Origin of the sequence: Paenibacillus dokdonensis (genome assembly GCF_004916975.1) — a bacterium.
In the GTDB taxonomy this organism is placed as follows: domain Bacteria; phylum Bacillota; class Bacilli; order Paenibacillales; family Paenibacillaceae; genus Paenibacillus_AQ; species Paenibacillus_AQ dokdonensis.
Window position 1 is genome coordinate 1,914,906 of the sequence record NZ_STGQ01000001.1, and the last position, 18,335, is coordinate 1,933,240.

Here is an 18,335-nt window from a genome sequence, read left to right on the forward strand (position 1 = left end):
TTTTTGCGCCCCTTCATACGTCTTACTCCTGTTACAACACCAGTTATCATACAGAGAAGGGTAATACGATCATGTTGAATAGGAATACCGAAAAACTGCTAACACGCTGTATCACCGAGCATAAAGAAAATGTCTACCGGCTCGCATTCAGCTACGTGAAAAATAAAGAGGATGCACTGGATATCGTGCAGGAATCGATTTATAAAGCCATGATGAATATTGAATTGTTGAAGAATCCCGATGCCGTCAAGAGCTGGTTTTTCCGGATCGTCGTGAATACGGCACTGGATTTCCTCCGCAGGAACAAGAAGGTTCACGCGATGGACCATGAAATGATTGAAACCTATACACCGGGCGCAGAGGATGTGTACACGGACATTGATTTGAAAAGGACACTTGATGATCTGCCGGAGAAATACCGGGGTGTGATTATTCTCAGGTATTTTGAAGATCTGAAAATCGATGAGGTGGCAGCTGTACTGGGAGAGAACGTGAATACGATAAAAACGAGGCTGTATCAGGCGCTTCAGCTATTGCGAGTGAAAATGAACGATGAGCCCTCAAAGGAGATCAAGTAAGATGAATAATAAATTGGAACAGCTTCGAAAAGAGTATGACGAAGTGCCCATTCCGGAAGAGCTGGATATGATCGTTTCCAGGTCCATAAACCAATCCCTTAAGGCAAGAAGAAATAAGGACCCAAAATATAAATGGTTTGCCGGTGTAGGTGCGGCGGCTCTCATATTCCTCATTACGATTAATGCAAGTACAACAGTCGCCAATGCTTTGTCCAGCATCCCAGGTGTAGACAAGATTATCAAAGTCCTTACGCTAAAAGAATATGTAGTGGATGAATCCAACTATAATGCAAATATTAAGGTGCCTTCCATTGCCCACTTGGATAATAAGGAGTTGGAGTCAGGTCTGAATGAGAAGTACATGAAGGAAAACAAAGCATTGTTTGACAAGTTCCAGGCCGAGATCAAGGAGTTGAAGAAGAATGGCGATGGTCATTTAGGAGTGGATGCAGGGTATGAAGTGAAAACGGATAATGACAGCATTTTTTCTATGGAACGTTACGTCGTAGAAAGCGCGGGCTCATCATCCGAGGAGCTTCAGTTCGATACCATTGATAAAAAGAATCAAATACTTATTACGCTTCCCATGCTCTTTAAGGATAACCATTATATCAAAGTGATCAGCGAGCATATCCAACAACAAATGAGAGAGCAAATGAAAGCAGACCCCGATAAAATCTACTGGGTATCTGGTGCAGTTGATGTGCTGCCGACGGATGAATTCAAATCCATTACGAAAAATCAGAGCTTCTATATCAACAATGAAGGCAAGCTTGTCATTGTATTCAACAAGTATGATGTGGCTCCCGGTTATATGGGATCAGTGGAATTTGTCATCCCGACCGATGTCATTTCGGGAGATCTTGTCAGCCATAGATATATTCAATAAATAGAAAAAACCGGTCAGCGGGAGAAAATAATACCCGTGCCGGTTTTTTTTATGGATGTGGTGAATACATGGCTTGCATTTATAACACAATCAACTATAATGTATAAAGCGGACAATAAATATCCGGGTTATATCCTATGAGGCAAGGTGAAAAATTTATGCACATGAAAACGGGCGTCGAACAATCCGCATATGCCATTCTATTACTGAACATGCTACCCGAAAAGGCCGTGCTGCCAGGTGAAGCGATTAGCCAGCAATTAGGCGTGTCAGCCACCTATTTTCAAAAATTATTAAGAAAACTGGTTAGTGCTGATCTGATTACTTCCGTACCTGGTATCAAAGGCGGTTTCAAACTAAAAAAGCGGATAGAGGATATTCGGATCTATGATGTTTATCTTGCCATTGAAGGACAGCAGACCCTTTACTCTTCCAGCGGGATATTGAATGACATGCTCGAGCTATGCGAGGAAGACCGCTGCTGCTTTTTATCCGAATTGATGCAAGAGGCAGAAGAAGCTTGGAAATCCGTCCTGAAACGGGAAACGGTTGCATATTTGGCAGAGGAAATGAAGGCGGATCGTTTTACACATAAATTAGAGACATTGCAAGCATGGGTACAAGATAAAATGGTCGTTTAAACGATAGCATTCGATTTGAAAATACATCCCACGAGAAATGAGGTCATTTGGATGATTCCAAGCTTGGCACGAATTAATGAATTGGCCAAAAAAGAGCGTGAAACAGGTTTGAGCAATGCAGAACGCGTGGAACAGCAGGTCCTGCGTGAGGACTATTTGCGTGAAATTCGCGGGCAGGTGCTGAGTTCCTTCTCCGGACTCAAGGTTGTTGATCCGATGGGGAATGACGTGACACCTGAAAAAATCCGTATCAAACAGAACGAAGAAGCTCGAAAGCTCCTTCACTAAAAAGAGAGGTGTCAGATATGGTAAATGGAAATACGAATAAACAGCTGAATGATATCAAGTACTCAGTCCTGGATCTAGCTCCCATCACGGTGGGAAGCACGCCAGGACAAGCCTTTAAATATACACTTGATTTGGCACAACATGTTGAGAAATGGGGTTATCACCGCTTCTGGCTTGCCGAACATCATAATATGCCGGGGATCGGCAGTTCTGCCACTTCGGTCGTGATCGGATATGTTGCAGGCGGAACAAGCAAGATACGGGTTGGATCCGGCGGCATCATGCTGCCTAACCATGCACCACTTGTCATCGCTGAACAGTTCGGTACGCTTGAAGCGATGTATCCAGGCCGGATCGACCTCGGTCTCGGCCGGGCACCCGGAAGCGATCAATTGACTGCCATGGCTATGCGTCGTGATGTTCGGGCCAATGGTCAAGAGTTCCCCGAACAACTGGAACAGCTGAGATCCTATCTGGATCCAGATTCGAAGTTTAACCGCGTTCGCGCTATACCGGGTGAAGGGCAAGAGATTCCCATCTGGCTGCTAGGATCAAGTGGCTTCAGTTCTGCACTCGCAGCGAAATTGGGACTCCCGTTCTCCTTTGCGAGTCATTTTTCGCCTGAATATACGGTGCCTGCATTGACACAATACCGCGATAACTTCCAGCCGTCTAGCGTATTGGATAAGCCGAATGCCATGGTTGGCGTCAATGTGTTTGCCGCGGATACGACAGAAGAGGCAGAATATCTTGCTACCTCCCATCAACAGCAGTTTTTAAGCTTGATCCGGAATACGCCGGGACAACTGCCTGCACCTGTCAAGACGATGGAAGGTTTATGGTCTGAACAGGAAAAAATGATCATTATGAAGCAACTAAAAACGTCGATTATCGGTAATCCGGATGAGGTTAAAAGTCAACTGCAAGCCTTCCTGGATGAAACCCAAGCGGATGAAATGATTATTAACTCCTCGATTTATGATCATAACGCCCGGCTGCGTTCTTATGAGATCGTAGCGGAGATTACAGGAATGAACTAATAGCTTATGGAAGTAAAAGACCGGTCTGCGGGAGTCATCTCGAGGCTGGTCTTTTTTTAATATTTATAAAAAGCCCCTGTTTAAGGAAATTAATCAATTGTATAATTCTAATATTGTGTCAATATATGACAAATTCATTATCGCAACGAATGGAGGATAGAGTTAGTTGCTTCATAACTAGAAAAAGGAGCTGTATGAAGTGAAAGTTTGGCCAGGGAATAAATTACATAACATAACGATGATCGTCATGTTGTCCATTTTACTAACCGGATTGCTTTATGATTCGGAGCCTGCGGCTGCTGCAGCCGGATGGAAATGGACGGAACAATCCGGGAAAGAAAGCACGCCACTGAACGATGTTGTCGGGCTATCGAATGGGGTGATTTTTGCCATTGGTGACGATTCGACGATACAGCGCCGTGTTTCCGAAGGCGAGTGGAGAATCCAATCCTTCCCGCAAAAAGCAAACTTGAAGGCAGCAGCAGATAATGGAACAACTGCGATTGTTGCAGGAGATCATGGTGTACTTGCAAGAACCAAGGACGGAGTGAGCTGGGAATCAGGTAAAATTCAAGGTGATTGGCTATTGTATCAATTTAATGATTATTATAAGAACAAACCTGAGGGTAAAACCAAATTAAACGCATTAAACACAGACTGGCATGATGTGATTTGGGATGGCGAACAGTTCGTCGCATCAGGAGAGGTCACCTTTAAATTTGATTCGTACAACTCCACTTTTCCTGCAGTAGCTATCTCCAAGCAAGGAGTATCTTGGGAGCTCGTACCACTGATTACCAAAGAACATATTGCTACCTGGGATCCATATAAGCTTGTGAAGTTTCAGAATAAATGGATTGTAAAGGTTGATAAAGGAGTATTCGTATCACAAAACTTAAAATCATGGACATATCACAGCAATCAGAAGTTTTACGGAAGCATCGATGAGTTTGCAACGAACGGCAAGGTAATCGTTGCGGTTGGTTGGGATGGAAGCTCGGCGTCGGGCCAGGCCATAGGAGGTGTTGTATATACCTCGACGGATGGGATCAACTATAAAGCAGGTAAGCGGATCAGTAATGTAGCATTGAACAGTGTATCTTGGGATGGTGAGCAATTCATCGTCGGCGGTCGTAGTGGATATATTATGCAATCCAATGACGGGCTTACATGGAAAGAAAAAACGCAGGAAAGGGGGAGTACGCAAGCATTTTTCTCTGTACATTCTATCGGGCTGGAGGGGAACATCAATCGTTTGAAAAAGTTTGGCAGTCAATATATAGGTGTAGGAGACGGGGGAGCCATTCGCACCGCCAAAGGTCTTGACGAGAAGTGGAGCCTGGAGGCAGCCGGGAAATATAATGATTTGTACGGGATTGCCTATTCCCAAAATACGTATTTGATAGCAGGAGTGGGGAACATTGTAACATCAACCGACGGAAGCAGCTGGTCTGAAGCGGAATCAGAAATCATTCCCGAAACATCCTTTTACTCATTAACCAGTGGAAACGGGAAGTTTGTCCCTTATGGCATAAGCAGCACCCCGTCTCAGGAAAGCTTTCTTTACATGAATGGACAACTGCAGTCTCTTACCGGGATCATCAAAGAACATAAAGACAACATATCCATCATAAATGGTCAGATCCGAATAATCACAAAAACAGAAATGAAGACCAGCACAGACGGGAAAAACTGGTCATCCACTCCGGGGCTGCAGCCGGTTCCTGTCGCTGTGAACGGGAAAATATGGATCGGGTATCAAGAGGGTAAATCCTCCTACTATAAATCAACGGACGGAATCAACTGGAAACAAACTGAAATCAATCTAGACGGAAAGAAGCTCGAAACATGGAATGGCTCCATCGATAAGAGCATTTGGACAGGTTCCAAATTTATAGGAATCAATCGCGACAGCATCCTGGAGTCCTCGAACGGAACAAGCTGGAAAACGGTACTTCCTCTCAAAAATGCAGGATTCAAGGATCTTGCGGTAAGCGGGGATGGAACGGTCACAGCCGTTGGATTAAACGGAATTATCTACATGGCTGATCGTGGAGCGAATTGGAAGGCAGTCTATTCTCCAACTCTAAAAGAGTTGAAGTCTATCACCTGGGATGGCAAGCAGTTTTTAGCGGTTGGCTCAAACGGTGTTATTTTGAGAGGAATAAAAGAATAAGATAAGAAAGAGTGTGCTCTCCTTATGGAAGCACACTCTTTCTTATTGGGCTGCTAATCCCAAAACGAAGAATGCCCGGGTGAAATTGTAACATTCAATAGGTAGCCATTAAAAAGACTTAATTGATATAATAGATATTACGAATATGATGGACAAGAGGGGAGCACATTACAATGCAAAATACGAACCAAGACCCACACAACCTGTATGAACTTTATCCGGTTCCTCAAAAGGTAACTTCACTAAGCGGAGAGTCAAAACTTTCGGATACCATCCACATTGTTGTCAAGTCCGAACTGAAAGCAGCCACACTACCTAAGCTGCAAAAAGAGCTGAATGATCTTGGGCTCAGCAGCACCGTTTCGAGTGAATTCCAGGAGGGGCAATCCAACATTGTTCTAGCTTTGAGCGAGCAAGCGGACAGCCTTTCCGATGTAGATGCCGATGTGGTCTCACTTGGTAATTATAAAGAAGGATACAACTTGCTGGTCCGTGGAATTGCCTCGGGAGCTCAGGTTGTAATTATCGGTTATGACAGCGACGGTATCCACTATGGAGTAGTCACGTTGTCCCAGATGCTGAAGCAATCTCCAAACGGGATCCTGAAGTCTTGTCAGATTGAGGACTATCCGGAAATTTTGTACCGCGGCTATGTCGAAGGTTTTTACGGCTACCCATGGAGTCATGCGGACCGGATGGATCTTATGGCGTTTGGCGGCGAGCAGAAGCTGAATACATATATCTACGCTCCAAAGGATGATCCTTATCACCGCAAGCATTGGAGAGATCTGTATCCGGAAGACAAAGCAAAGGATATTGCCGAACTGGCTGCTGCAGGTCATGCCAATAATTTGAATTTCGTCTGGACGATCCATCCGGGAGATTCCATTGATCTGTCCATTGAAGAAGATTTTGTATCCGTATTAAATAAGCTGGAGCAGTTGTACGGACTTGGTGTGCGACAATTCGGCGTATTGTTCGATGATTTGGTCGGCGTCCCAAATGGCGGGCAGCAGGCAGCGTTTATCAACCGTATCGATAGCGAATTCGTGAAGGCGAAAGGGGATATCCGCCCTCTGATTACCGTAGGTACGAGGTATTGCGAAGCATGGGGGCCATCCATGACGGATTATTTCAAACCATTTGTTGAAACGCTGCATGAGGACGTTGAAATTATGTGGACCGGCGCGGCGACGATGTCCAACATTTCCAAGGAGCAGTACGATTCTCCAATACGACAAATCGGCTCTGACCGCAATCTTTCTGTATGGTGGAACTACCCGGTCAATGACTACTGCGATTCCAAAATTTTGATGGGCAAAATCGAGAATCTAAGCTCTGATCTGGATAATGTCAATGGTTTCTTCTCAAACCCGATGAACCAGGCTCAAGCTTCCAAACAGGCGCTCTTCTGCATAGCCGATCACAACTGGAACACTGACGCTTTTGATACTAATACCAGCCTTTCTGCATCCTTCAAAGCAATCGCGCCTGAGGTTGCGGAAGATTTGGAGATTTTCGCATCCAACAGCTCTTACCTGAAAGACGATGGCGGTGTCAGTGGAGATTTCATTTTTGATGAATCGTGGTATTTGAAAGAGGATGTAAAAGAATTGAATGCGGCGATCGAAGCGGGTCAGGATGCTTCAGCTTCTGCGGCCGGTTTGCGAGCTCATTTTGAACGCATGGAGCTGGCAGCGAATCGGATTGAAGAGCAGTGTATGAACCGCAATCTGGTGGAAGAACTGAAGCCGTTCCTAGCTGCTTTCAAGCTGATGGGTCAATCTGGACAAAACGTTATCCAGGCGTGGAGCGCATTATGGGCCGGAAACCTGATGGATATGGAAAAATATAACGAGGAAGCTCAGAAACAGCTCGCGGCTATGGAAAATTGCAAAGTAAACCGTTTGAAGGAAGAGATTCCGTTTGATTTTACCGTGGATGTCGGAACGCATGTCATCAAGCCGTTGATCGCTGAGTTGATCGTCAAGATTGCTGTGAACGCCGGAACGGAAGCTGAGGCGCCTCAGCTGAACTATGACCGGAAAAATATTGCCTTGTCCTCGCTTGGCGTGACAGCAGAAGCTTCAAGCAGTGTGAATGATAACGAAAATGCAGCTAAAACGATCGACGGCAGCATCAGCAGCGGCAAATGGTGCGCTACCGAGCATCGACCGTATCTGACGGTGGACCTGAAGGAACTGAAGACTATCAAGCAGTATAGAATCATAAACTGCGGTCATCCGGAGGCCAGGGAATCGAAATACTGGAATACGATGCATGCACAAATTCTTGCTAGCCAAGATGGTGAACAGTTCGCAATCATTGATGAAATCATCGATAATCGGGAGGACGTGATCAACCGTATCCTTTCCGAAGAAGTTACGGCTCGCTATATTCGGCTCCAAATCATTGAACCGGCACAAACGAGCGTAGATGGCAGCGGGCATACGCGCATCTATGGATTTGAGCTGTTCGATGAGCTTTACCCCGAGTTATCCGAAAAAGTGCTGACATCCGATATGGAATATGACCCTTTTGGGACGCTTAAGATTCACCATGTGCGCAAAGGGGACAGCATCTCGTTGTATGAATCTCTGGATGCCGAAACGCCGTTTGCCGTTTCCGAGACTTCTGCGGATGAGGGCCAAGAAATTGTATTTAATGACATATCAATGTACAATATTGGAAATCGCGTTTTTGTAGAACGGAAGAGTGGTTCTCTCTTACCGAGCGTCAGAACATCGAAAGGCATCGCATAACATACAGGAAACCGCCATCTGAGGGTTGTAATAAGCACTCCCGTTATCCGTGAAGATAGGGGAGTGCTTTTTTATAAATCGAATAGAGGAGGATATACACTTTGAGCACTCCATCTTTAGCCTAATCATAGCATGTTACATATGAGTCAAGATGTTCACCAATCTTCCAAAAGGATCCCGCACATAGAATCTGCGGACGCCCCAAGGCTCATCCACCGGACCATATTCAATATGGAATCCGGCCTTTTGCATGCGTTCGTATGCTTCTTCCACGTCATCGACTTCAATCGAAAGATCCGGCGTTGGCGTACCCGAACCTCCTTCAGCGGCAAAGCTGAGCTGGATCTGCATGGTCTGCTCTGATCCGTATGTGGCGATCCAGCCATGGTCCATGAGCAGCTCCAGACCAAGGATATCCTGATAAAAGCGTTTTGCTTCTGCAATCTCATGCGTATGTATATTGGTTACGATGCGCTTTACTTTCATACTTGTATCGGCTCCTTTTTATAACGCAATAGTGTATTACCAGCTTTCAGTTTATCTGAAATGAAAATAGAATATATTTATAATGATACCTTATTTTTACTTAAAGATGAAATGAATCTGGCGCTGCTTCCTCTGTAGCACAAAGACCCAAGGCAGAATGCCTTGGGCTATTTTATTATTCAATCATCTCAGAGAACCGGATCTCCGCCTTCGCCGCTCCAGGTCATTTCGACGAAAGTAGAGGGTGCAGCCGATGTGGCTGTGTTGGAGCCTGAAGCGTAAAGACCTCCGGCAACCCCGGACATCGTATAATCGGTATACAGTTTGTTGGAGGCGTAGTTCGTATGAATCATGGCACCGGAAATGTTGGAAGCTGTTACTCCCTTGAGCTCTAAGTTGCTTCCGTATGATACCCCGTCCGAAGCGGTGCTTTTGTTTGTTCTAAACGCTTGGCCTGTAGATGCATTATTTTGGACGATTGTATTGATGATTTGAACGTTATTGGCACGCATGAATATCCCATTGTTGCCTACGGTCGATTCGGGTATCGTGTTCTGAAAATCGATATTGGCGCCGACGACTTTAATATGATGCGTGCCTTCCTTGAAGTCAAAACCGTCATTTACCGTTTTGATGGCATTACAGTTTAAAAACGTGATGTATCCGCTTTGGTCGGGATTGGGGCTCGTTGTCCAGTTTTGATCGGCATCACCTACATAGAAGCCTTCACCGTATTTACCGCCAGTTCCCGTACCCTGCGCCGTACTGTTCGAGACGAGCCAATATTGGCTATTTTTGCGGATCTTGAAACCTTCGCCTTTTGTATTTTTAACCGTAACATTGTTCACATAACCATGCGATGCTTCAATCAAAAGTCCCTTGTTGGATTGTGAATTGGAATTGATCGTTATATTTTCCAGCTTGTAATAATTGTTTTTGATATGAAATGCCGCATTGCCTGCAGCCCCTGTAAATTGAAATGTGGCACCGCTTCCCGTACCACGGATTGTGATGTAATTGCCTGCCGATCCGCTAATGGAGGTGGCAATGGTTCCGTCCGTTACCGAATAGTTCCCCGATACCTCAATGATATCACCGGGACTCGCGCTGGATAAGTAGCTGCGCAGCGCCGTAACATCACCTGCCGGAACTGTTCTGGTAGCTGCATTAACGGTATGGATCGGGTACAAAGCGAATACAAGCACGAAGCAAAATAGAGATATCATACTTAGTTTGAACGATTGTTTCATCATCATCCAACCTCCCAGTAATGTTGATACTCCGAAATCAAACATGCCTTTTACCGTTGCGTTAATCCTCGTAATATACGTAAAAAGGGCATCACCTCGTTCAATGGAAGATGAAAGTCCGTATTAAAGCGCTTTAATTATAATTCACTTCAAATACCAGATTGTGGTTTGAAAATATCAATATTCCATCGTCATTCGATACCGGTGGGGAGTCATGCCGTACTTTTTTTTGAACATGGCAATAAAATAGGACGGGTAATTAAACCCGGTTTCCTTGCTAATTTCCTCAACGGAAAGAGATTGTAAAGCAAGAAGTGTCTTGGCTTCCTCCAGACGTTTCCCATTCGTATATTCGATGATTGTCAAGTCCATCTGTTCCTTAAACAGCTTCGAAAGGTAATTGGGGGAGAAATGGAGCTCCTCCGCCAAGTCGTTAATCGTAAAAGACAGGTGATAGTGCTTGTTTATCCATTTTACGATCATGCCAATAAGCTCTGACGAGCCTGTATTTACAGAATGGTTGAATGCTTCACTTTGAACCTGCGAATATACATGACTATTAAAATAAGTGAAAAAATGAAATGTGAATAAGGTTACAATCTCCTTTCGAAGATTTGGGGAAACGAGGGCCAGTGTCTCATTTAAATGTAAAAATTGATCCTCAAGATATGCAGCATCCTTGGGTGACAAAGTAAAAAGCTGATAGGACATTTCATGTTCCATAAATTGAGAAAGAGTAGAGGTCAGCTGCGGTAATACACTCAGGAAAGAGTCGATGACGGAGGCTTTGATTTTCAACAAGGTGCGAATATAATTGGGCGGGACAATCACTTTAATCTGGTGAATCTGAAATGGTTTTACAAGAATCAAGGTGCGTGGCTGTAGCGGATACTTTTGATTATTGATGATGTAGCTTCCTGTTCCTTCATGAATATATAAGATTTCCAATCCTTCATGAGCATGAAAATATTCTACAGGCTCTGTAAGCACGTTGCGATAATTAAACAAATATAAGTTATCTCTCCAACGAATCGCATTATGAATTTTCATTTCGCACCTCCAGTTTGGATGGCTGTTCTGCGTCGGATGTTACGGCTGGTTTTAAAAAATTCCATAATGGTTAACTAGAAGTATATTTCAACAAACTGCTATCATTCGCTATTTTCCCGCAAAAATAAGGACTGCAAAGGATGAGAATATGCACATTGATTGGGCTTCAACACAAATGTACAACACACTCATGTCGGTAGCAACCGGAGTAGCGTTACTTATGCTGCTGCGTTTCGGTTCTCTGCTGCGTCTTGGACAGCATGTCAGCTATGAGGGATGGTCGATGGGTTTTGCGGTGCCCGGTTTTATCCTTACGCTTCTTGGTGGCGCGATGACATTAACCTGGCCTCTTTCTAAAGTGGGTTTCCCGTTCGATGACATTATTTTTGGTGAACCTTCGCTTGCCTTCGGTGTACTCTTGCTGGCCGGATCAATTTTGCTATGGCGACATTCGAAGAGCGGGAAGAGGTGCAGAGGTTGAGCCCGCCGCAGGCACAAAGCAGGAAGTCGAATATATGAAAAAAATGATCCAGCCTATCACGTATTTTGCCGGTGCCATGGGGCTGGCCCTCTTCTCGATTGCGATCGCTGGCATGTATTTTCAATTGTTTGCCGCGCCGCCGGAGGAACCTATTTCGGGACGTTTTGCGGATTATCCGCTGCTTGAAGCGACCTTTATTTCCGGCTTATATGCACTTACAGGGATCGGGGCAATTCTTCTACCATTTTCGCTGCACATGGGCAGCGCAGTCATTACGAGGATTATGAAAATTTGCTGGCTGATTGGCGGAATTGCATTCCTGTTGTTTGGTGCCTTAAACTATTTCACCCATATTGGTTTAATTATCCACACCATGAAGTGAGTGTTTAACAATAGACACGACAGCGTGAGAACGAGCAGTATTCATTACTATATAAAAGAACCGGTCGTGGAATTTAACCATAACCGGTTCTTTTTGTGTTTTTATGATGTATCCTTCTATGTATGTTCTTCCGAATTTTTTTGTGATCTTGACCGCTATTTTACAGTCACCGGTACGCGGGCAATATGGTATGCTTTTAAAAGCTAACAACGAATATACATATAAGGTAGTAAGCAAGCAAACGGCATGAGTCAAACTAAAGAGAGAAGAAGGAATGCTATGAGTTTATGGGTTAGGGAGACCTCATTTTACAAGAATTTTTTCAGGCTGACCCTGCTAATCGCCCTGCAAAACATCATCACCTTGGGCGTCAACTTGTCGGACAATCTGATGCTGGGCGGCTACAGTGAGTCGGCACTATCAGGCGTTGCGCTGGCTAATCAGATTCAATTTATTTTGCACATGCTCGTGATGGGGGCTGCGGAAGGCTTAGTCATCTTGTCCTCCAGAAGCTGGGGAGCCAAAAACTTGGAATCTGTGAAGAAGGCTGCCAGCATTGGCATGAGAATCGCGCTTCTGGTCAGCGTTGTGATGTTGATTATCGTGTTTATCTTTCCGGAGGGCTGTATGTCACTGTTCACGAATGAGCAGAGAGTCATTGCGGAAGGTGCACAGTATTTAAGAATTATTTGTTTTTCTTATGTTTTTTTCGCCATTACGAATGTACTGCTCGCCTCGCTGCGGAGCGTCGAGATTGTGCGGATTGGTTTTCTCGTATCCTTATCCACGCTGGTCATTAACATTTGTTTGAACTATGTGCTGATCTACGGACATTTTGGGTTGCCACGGATGGGGGTCAGCGGCTCGGCGACTGCAACACTTACAGCGAGAATCATCGAAACCGTTATAGTCATCATCTTTATCAAACGTTATGACCGCAGGCTTATGCTGAAACTGAAGGATTTCTTTCAAATTGACAAGGAGCTGTTCAGGCAATACCTGCGGATTGGTTCGCCTATTCTGATGGCCAACGCGCTTTGGGCATGTGCCATGGGCGCGCAGTCTGCTATTTTGGGACATATGGGTGAATCGGCGATTGCTGCGAATAGTGTAGCCACAACGATCTTTCAGCTGGTTACGGTCATAACCTATGCGTCTGCCAGTGCAACGGCTGTTGTGATCGGGAAGACCATTGGGGAAGGGCATGTTTCGAAGATCATAACCTACAGCAAAACGATGCAGATGCTCTATCTTTGTATTGGAGTTTTGACAGGACTAGTGCTCTTTATCACCAAGGATTATGTGACCGGGCTGTACACGATCTCTGACGAAGCAAAGGCACTTGCGGTTCAATTCATGACGGTTCTGTCGATTACGGTGGTCGGAACCGCGTATCAAATGCCTGCATTAACCGGGATTGTACGCAGTGGGGGAGATACGAAGTTCGTGCTTTATAATGATTTTATTTTTATGTGGCTCGTGGTTTTGCCCGCATCATTTATCTGCGCGTTTGTATTTGACCTGTCACCATTAATCACATTCATATGCTTGAAATGCGACCAGATTCTCAAATGCTTCGTCGCTCTCGTGAAAGTAAACCGTTTCAAATGGATCCGGACCTTTAACACGGATGTTAAACCGGTGGATTCTTCTGAGAATGTTGCCACATAATAAATATGGCCCGATTCATCCGGTCATTACGGGTACAGCAACGGGACTTGGAAGAGAAACGGCATTAAGCTTGCGTCGGAGAGATTTTCAACGAATCAGAACATAATAATGTTGAGTGAATGAATAATAGCCATGGACAATGCCGGCGGCAAAGGTTCCATGGCTATTTGAATCAAACTTAAGACCATAATACAGAAAAGAGAGAGAACATGAGCTTACACATCCGTGAGATAACACAAGAAAACTGGCGTGCTGCCGCGGCATTAACGGTATCGGCACAGCAGCAGCATTTTATAGAGAGCAATGCATTTTCAATGGCAGAATGCTTTTACGAGAAGAATGCCGTATCCGTCGGAATGTACGATAATGATACACTCATTGGGTTTGCCATGTATGGCTGGCCGGACGTTCAGGATCAAAGCGCTTGGCTTGACCGTTTCATGATTGACCACCATTTTCAAGGAAAAGGGTATGCCAAACGGTTTCTGCTGCTGGTCATCCGCTATATCGAACAGCAATATGACTGTAAGAAAATTTACTTAAGTATCCATCCCGAAAACAAGCACGCCCAAACATTATATGAGTCGATGGGATTCAAGTTGAACGGACAAATGGATAATGAAGGCGCCGTCCAGGGCCTGGTGATGGAACTCCATTTAGACTCTTTACATGAGTAGAATGGGAGGACTCCATCAGATTTGTACATGCCGTCCCTCCGGTTTGTGCTCCGGCTGATCTTGAATAATCGAACCATCCTCAAGATGAAGCCATGTGTCAAAGCTGCGCTGTCCTTCCGTTAATTGAATGACTCGCGCGCCGGTTTGGAACGGTTGATTCAAATAGGCATTGCGGGTCGTACGTCCGTAGCAAAGACGAATTCCATGCAGAGTACCCCAGAAGTCATTCCCGTGGTCATGTCCTACGAAGGTTCCCATGATATCGCCCATTTCGAGCATGGCCGCGAAGAATCCGGTGTTAATCCATGGCGCGCAGCATTTGTCCAGCTTCTGCCCGTAGCAAACTGAGAAATCCCAAATATCATTGTATTCCGGAAGCGGAATATGAAAAAAACCAAGGGAAGGCAGCGGTGATCCGCCATTCCTTGCGGTTAAGCGATAGGAGGTTTCTGTATACCAATGGATTTGACTCCGGCGAATCCAGTCATAAAAGCCGACACGTAGATACTCGAGCGGTGAATAACTGCCTGAATCCAGAAAATAGAGCGCAGCTGCAGGCTGATGCTGTTTATCCAATATTTCAAGCACGTAATTACCGGCACCATGCACATGCGGCGGATCGGGCTGCGCATAGCAGTACTTGTGGGATAACTGGAGATTATGCAGCTGCTCACGCGTCATATCCGCAGCCTCGGAATCATGATTCCCGAATACGGCTGTCCAAGGAATTTGCATCTCCTCCGGCACCGAGACCGCGTTTTTAAAAGCCTCGATAGGATTCGGACTCTTATTACTCGCAATAACGTCTCCAGTGTAGACGACCAGATCCGGTTTTTCCGTCTCCAGGATTCTCCTCATTAGAGCCTTCATATGAATCTCTTCTTCATCTGGCTCGCAAAATTCAGTGTCCGTAAACTGGACAATTTTGAACTTATCATTATCCCTAAAATGCAGCGATTTCCTCATAGCATTAGTTACACTCCTAATTTGCTAAACAATGAAGCGGGCACTTTGGCGTCCCAGCTATCCGGCTGCTTGAGACCCAGCGCATAGGCTGCAACTGCAGCGGTATCCACGATGAACAGGTCAGGCAGAGCCGCCCCGGCTTCAATTCCAGGTCCAACACAACCCCAGAACACGTTTTTGTCCATTGGATGATCACTTCCGTGGCTGTACTTGTTATCCCCGCCGCCACCATGATCGGTAAGCAGAATCACAAGACTATCCTCAAGCAATCCCAGTTTTTCGATAGATCCCAGCACGAGTCCGAACAATTCGTCATTTTTAGATATCGCTTTCAGATACTCCGGTGAATCCGGACCATATCCGTATTGATGTCCAGAACCATCCGGCTCATCGAGCTGCATATACAGCAGCTTTACGTCGTTATTTTCCTCAAGATAGGTCTGAATAGCGCCCACCAGTTCAGCATCAGGCAAAGATTCCTTATGTATGCCAAGATTCTCTTCAATAATACCGCTGTTAATCGGTGTCCAGCTTGAGAAGGCAGCGAGCTTCGCTTCAGGCCAAGCTTCCCGCGCCAACCGGAATACGGACGGATACGGAGAATCAGAAGGATAGACTTGCGTCGCTGCGATATCATTATTTAATTGATGTTTTTCCGGAAGGACGCCATGAAGGATAGAACCCCAGCACTCGGCACTGATGGTAGGCGATTGTGCCTGTGCGTTGTAGGTAACAGCCCCCTTTTGCAAAAATGCATCGATATTCGGTGTCTCCGTGTTTTGAATGAAATTCCCTGCGCCATCCATCCCAAGGATGAAGACCCGTTGGATTGGCTTAGACATGCTAATCATCTAAAAAACCTCCTTTAAGTACAATCGTAATGGAATGATTTCCCTCTTCTTCCTTCAAAGAAACTATGAAAGCGTTTATTATGCCCCCTAGCATAAAGAGTCTGGTTGATGCTGTCAATAACCTTTGGTAATGGATTAGGAAGAAGTCATCATCGTGGTATCAGAAAGTCATGATGATAGTGGTCGACAGGATTCGCTGCATTATAGAATTGGAATGTAAAGGTTTACACGACTTGATATGAAGGGGCTGGAACATGAGGGAGAAGTCGCATTTGAAGAAAAGTCTGAAGAAGTATAAATGGCTGCTGCTAATGACACTACCAGGAATCGTATATTTGTTCATCAACAACTATATCCCGATGTACGGCGTGATTCTTGCATTTAAAAACTATAATTATGTCGATGGTATATGGGGGAGCGCCTGGGCCGGACTTGATAACTTCAAATTCCTGTTCAACTCACAGGATGCGTATATCTTTACCCGGAACACCTTCCTGTACAATGTGGTCTTTATTGTGCTGAATTTGGTTCTGTCCGTTCTTGTCGCGCTGCTGATCAATGAAATCAAGGATAAAGTGATCAGTCGATTTTATCAGAGTACCTTCTTACTTCCGCATATCATTTCCATGGTTGTCGTTGCTTATCTGGTATACAGCTTTCTGAATGTCGACAGCGGGCTTGTGAACAGGCTATTAATCAAATGGTTTGGTTCAGAAGCGGTTTCATGGTATGCGGAATCCAAGTATTGGCCATATATACTGGTCATTGTGAACGCATGGAAAAACGTAGGCTATTTATCTATCATCTATTTTGCTTCGATTATCGGAATTGACAAGGAGTATTATGAAGCAGCCACGATCGACGGTGCGAGTAAATGGAAACAGATGACACGAATTACGATTCCATTAATTCTGCCTGTCATCACCACCATGACGCTGCTTGCCGTCAGTGGCATACTCCGCTCGGATTTCGGATTGTTCTATCAGGTGCCAATGAATACAGGCGCACTCATACCCACGACGAACACGATTGATACCTTTGTCTACCGTGCCATGATCCAATCGGGTGATATAGGAATGTCGACTGCTGCAGGATTCTATCAATCCGTGGTCTGCTTCGTTCTCATATTGGTAGCCAATACGGCTGTTAGAAAAATCAACAAACGGGACGCATTATTCTAAACAGGGAGGAGAGTGAATCGTGAGAGAATTGAACTTGAAGAAATGGATTGGGCCATCCTTGATACACTTGTTTTTCTGGGCGTTTACGATCGCATCTCTAATTCCTTTCATTCTGGTGTTTATGGTGTCGATATCCAGTGAGGATTCCATCCTGCAAAACGGATATTCGCTGTTTCCGAGCCATATCAGCTTTGCAGCTTATCAATTTTTATTCAATGACTTCTCCGAAATTGCAAAAGCGTACGGTGTGACCATTTTATCAACGATAATCGGGACGATTGTAAGCCTACTTATCACAGCACTTTTTGCTTATCCGTTATCCAGGCCCGAGCTGCCTTTCCGCAGTACGCTATCCTTTTATATTTTTTTTACGATGCTCTTTGGCGGAGGCATGGTGCCCTGGTACATCACCTATGTCAACATGTTTGACTTAAAAAACACGATTTTCGCCATGATCATTCCCAATCTGCTGTTAAGTGCGTTTAACGTGCTGCTCATGCGAAGCTTTTTCGCCTCGACGATTCCGGAATCCGTCGTTGAATCGGCAACGATTGACGGAGCAGGGGAACTGAGGATTTTCTTTAAAATCGTCCTTCCGCTTTCTCTGCCCATTATGGCAACGATCGGACTTTTTAACACTTTAGCCTATTGGAATGATTGGTATAATTGTATGCTGTTTATCGACAAGCCTGAGCTGTATAACATTCAATATCTGATGACGAAGACGCTCACGAACATCCAGTATTTGCTGATGAAGTCCAACAGTTCAGCTCAGGTCGGGGATTTGCTGGCCAAAATGCCGCGGGAAACCGTGCGGATGGCACTTGCGATCGTCGGGATTGCTCCTTTATTGTTCGCTTATCCGTTCTTTCAGAAATACTACATCAGCGGGATTACAAGCGGGGCAGTAAAAGGTTGAATATAACCACCCGTTTAACTTGGAGGAGGTGGGGCAGCCAGAGTGAT

At 45.1% G+C, this 18,335-nt stretch carries 18 protein-coding genes; 13 read left to right on the forward strand and 5 right to left on the reverse strand.

Features of this window, described 5'->3' with window-relative positions:
• Positions 1-71 precede the first annotated feature (71 nt).
• From E6W40_RS08930 to E6W40_RS08960, 7 genes are all read left to right on the forward strand, one after another.
• Positions 72-578: an RNA polymerase sigma factor SigV gene (locus E6W40_RS08930; protein ID WP_136605160.1), complete on the forward strand. Its 507-nt coding sequence runs from the start codon at positions 72-74 to the stop codon at positions 576-578.
• Position 579: 1 nt separating this feature from the next.
• Positions 580-1,467: an anti-sigma-V factor RsiV gene (gene rsiV, locus E6W40_RS08935; RefSeq protein ID WP_136605161.1), complete on the forward strand. Its 888-nt coding sequence runs from the start codon at positions 580-582 to the stop codon at positions 1,465-1,467.
• 158 nt (positions 1,468-1,625) lie between these two features.
• Positions 1,626-2,108, forward strand: a complete 483-nt coding sequence (locus E6W40_RS08940; protein ID WP_136605162.1) for an RrF2 family transcriptional regulator — start codon at positions 1,626-1,628, stop codon at positions 2,106-2,108.
• 51 nt (positions 2,109-2,159) lie between these two features.
• Complete coding sequence (locus E6W40_RS08945; RefSeq protein ID WP_136605163.1) at positions 2,160-2,396, forward strand: DUF896 domain-containing protein; 237 nt, start codon at positions 2,160-2,162, stop codon at positions 2,394-2,396.
• A 17-nt stretch (positions 2,397-2,413) separates the two neighbouring features.
• Positions 2,414-3,436 (forward strand): LLM class flavin-dependent oxidoreductase, encoded by a 1,023-nt coding sequence (locus E6W40_RS08950; RefSeq protein WP_136605164.1) that lies wholly within the window; start codon positions 2,414-2,416, stop codon positions 3,434-3,436.
• A gap of 199 nt (positions 3,437-3,635) precedes the next feature.
• On the forward strand, positions 3,636-5,612 hold the full coding sequence (locus E6W40_RS08955) for a sialidase family protein (protein ID WP_136605165.1): 1,977 nt from the start codon (positions 3,636-3,638) through the stop codon (positions 5,610-5,612).
• Between the two features lie 173 nt (positions 5,613-5,785).
• Positions 5,786-8,374: a glycoside hydrolase family 84 protein gene (locus tag E6W40_RS08960; protein ID WP_136605166.1), complete on the forward strand. Its 2,589-nt coding sequence runs from the start codon at positions 5,786-5,788 to the stop codon at positions 8,372-8,374.
• Between the two features lie 135 nt (positions 8,375-8,509).
• Here the strand turns inward: E6W40_RS08960 and E6W40_RS08965 are convergent, their stop codons facing one another.
• The 3 genes from E6W40_RS08965 to E6W40_RS08975 form a co-directional block, all read right to left on the reverse strand.
• Positions 8,510-8,860 carry a VOC family protein gene (locus E6W40_RS08965; protein ID WP_136605167.1) on the reverse strand — a complete coding sequence of 117 codons (351 nt, stop codon included), beginning with the start codon at positions 8,858-8,860 and terminating at the stop codon, positions 8,510-8,512.
• 188 nt (positions 8,861-9,048) lie between these two features.
• On the reverse strand, positions 9,049-10,116 hold the full coding sequence (locus E6W40_RS08970) for a hypothetical protein (protein ID WP_246072927.1): 1,068 nt from the start codon (positions 10,114-10,116) through the stop codon (positions 9,049-9,051).
• A 171-nt stretch (positions 10,117-10,287) separates the two neighbouring features.
• Entirely contained in the window at positions 10,288-11,160 is an 873-nt protein-coding gene (locus E6W40_RS08975) for a helix-turn-helix domain-containing protein (protein ID WP_136605169.1), read from the reverse strand.
• 148 nt (positions 11,161-11,308) lie between these two features.
• On the opposite strand from E6W40_RS08975, the gene E6W40_RS30260 reads away from it, so the two are divergent.
• The 4 genes from E6W40_RS30260 to E6W40_RS08990 all read left to right on the forward strand — a co-directional run bounded on the left by E6W40_RS30260 (position 11,309) and on the right by E6W40_RS08990 (position 14,371).
• Positions 11,309-11,641, forward strand: a complete 333-nt coding sequence (locus tag E6W40_RS30260; RefSeq protein ID WP_281281446.1) for a DUF981 family protein — start codon at positions 11,309-11,311, stop codon at positions 11,639-11,641.
• 34 nt (positions 11,642-11,675) lie between these two features.
• Entirely contained in the window at positions 11,676-12,023 is a 348-nt protein-coding gene (locus E6W40_RS30265; protein ID WP_281281447.1) for a DUF981 family protein, read from the forward strand.
• A 279-nt stretch (positions 12,024-12,302) separates the two neighbouring features.
• Positions 12,303-13,694, forward strand: coding sequence for an MATE family efflux transporter (locus E6W40_RS08985; protein ID WP_136605170.1), 1,392 nt, complete (start codon positions 12,303-12,305; stop codon positions 13,692-13,694).
• Positions 13,695-13,903: 209 nt separating this feature from the next.
• The gene (locus tag E6W40_RS08990; protein ID WP_136605171.1) at positions 13,904-14,371 is read left to right on the forward strand and encodes a GNAT family N-acetyltransferase; all 468 of its coding nucleotides are present in this window, start codon (positions 13,904-13,906) and stop codon (positions 14,369-14,371) included.
• A 15-nt stretch (positions 14,372-14,386) separates the two neighbouring features.
• Here E6W40_RS08990 and E6W40_RS08995 read toward each other — a convergent pair whose 3' ends face one another.
• Complete coding sequence (locus E6W40_RS08995) at positions 14,387-15,337, reverse strand: metallophosphoesterase family protein (protein WP_136605172.1); 951 nt, start codon at positions 15,335-15,337, stop codon at positions 14,387-14,389.
• Between the two features lie 8 nt (positions 15,338-15,345).
• Positions 15,346-16,188: an alkaline phosphatase family protein gene (locus E6W40_RS09000; protein ID WP_246072928.1), complete on the reverse strand. Its 843-nt coding sequence runs from the start codon at positions 16,186-16,188 to the stop codon at positions 15,346-15,348.
• 254 nt (positions 16,189-16,442) lie between these two features.
• Between E6W40_RS09000 and E6W40_RS09005 the strand changes: the two genes are divergently transcribed.
• Both E6W40_RS09005 and E6W40_RS09010 read left to right on the forward strand, forming a co-directional pair.
• A complete protein-coding gene (locus E6W40_RS09005; protein WP_136605173.1) occupies positions 16,443-17,369 on the forward strand; it encodes an ABC transporter permease in 927 nt (308 codons plus the stop codon).
• Between the two features lie 19 nt (positions 17,370-17,388).
• Complete coding sequence (locus E6W40_RS09010) at positions 17,389-18,288, forward strand: carbohydrate ABC transporter permease (protein ID WP_136605174.1); 900 nt, start codon at positions 17,389-17,391, stop codon at positions 18,286-18,288.
• Positions 18,289-18,335 lie beyond the last annotated feature (47 nt).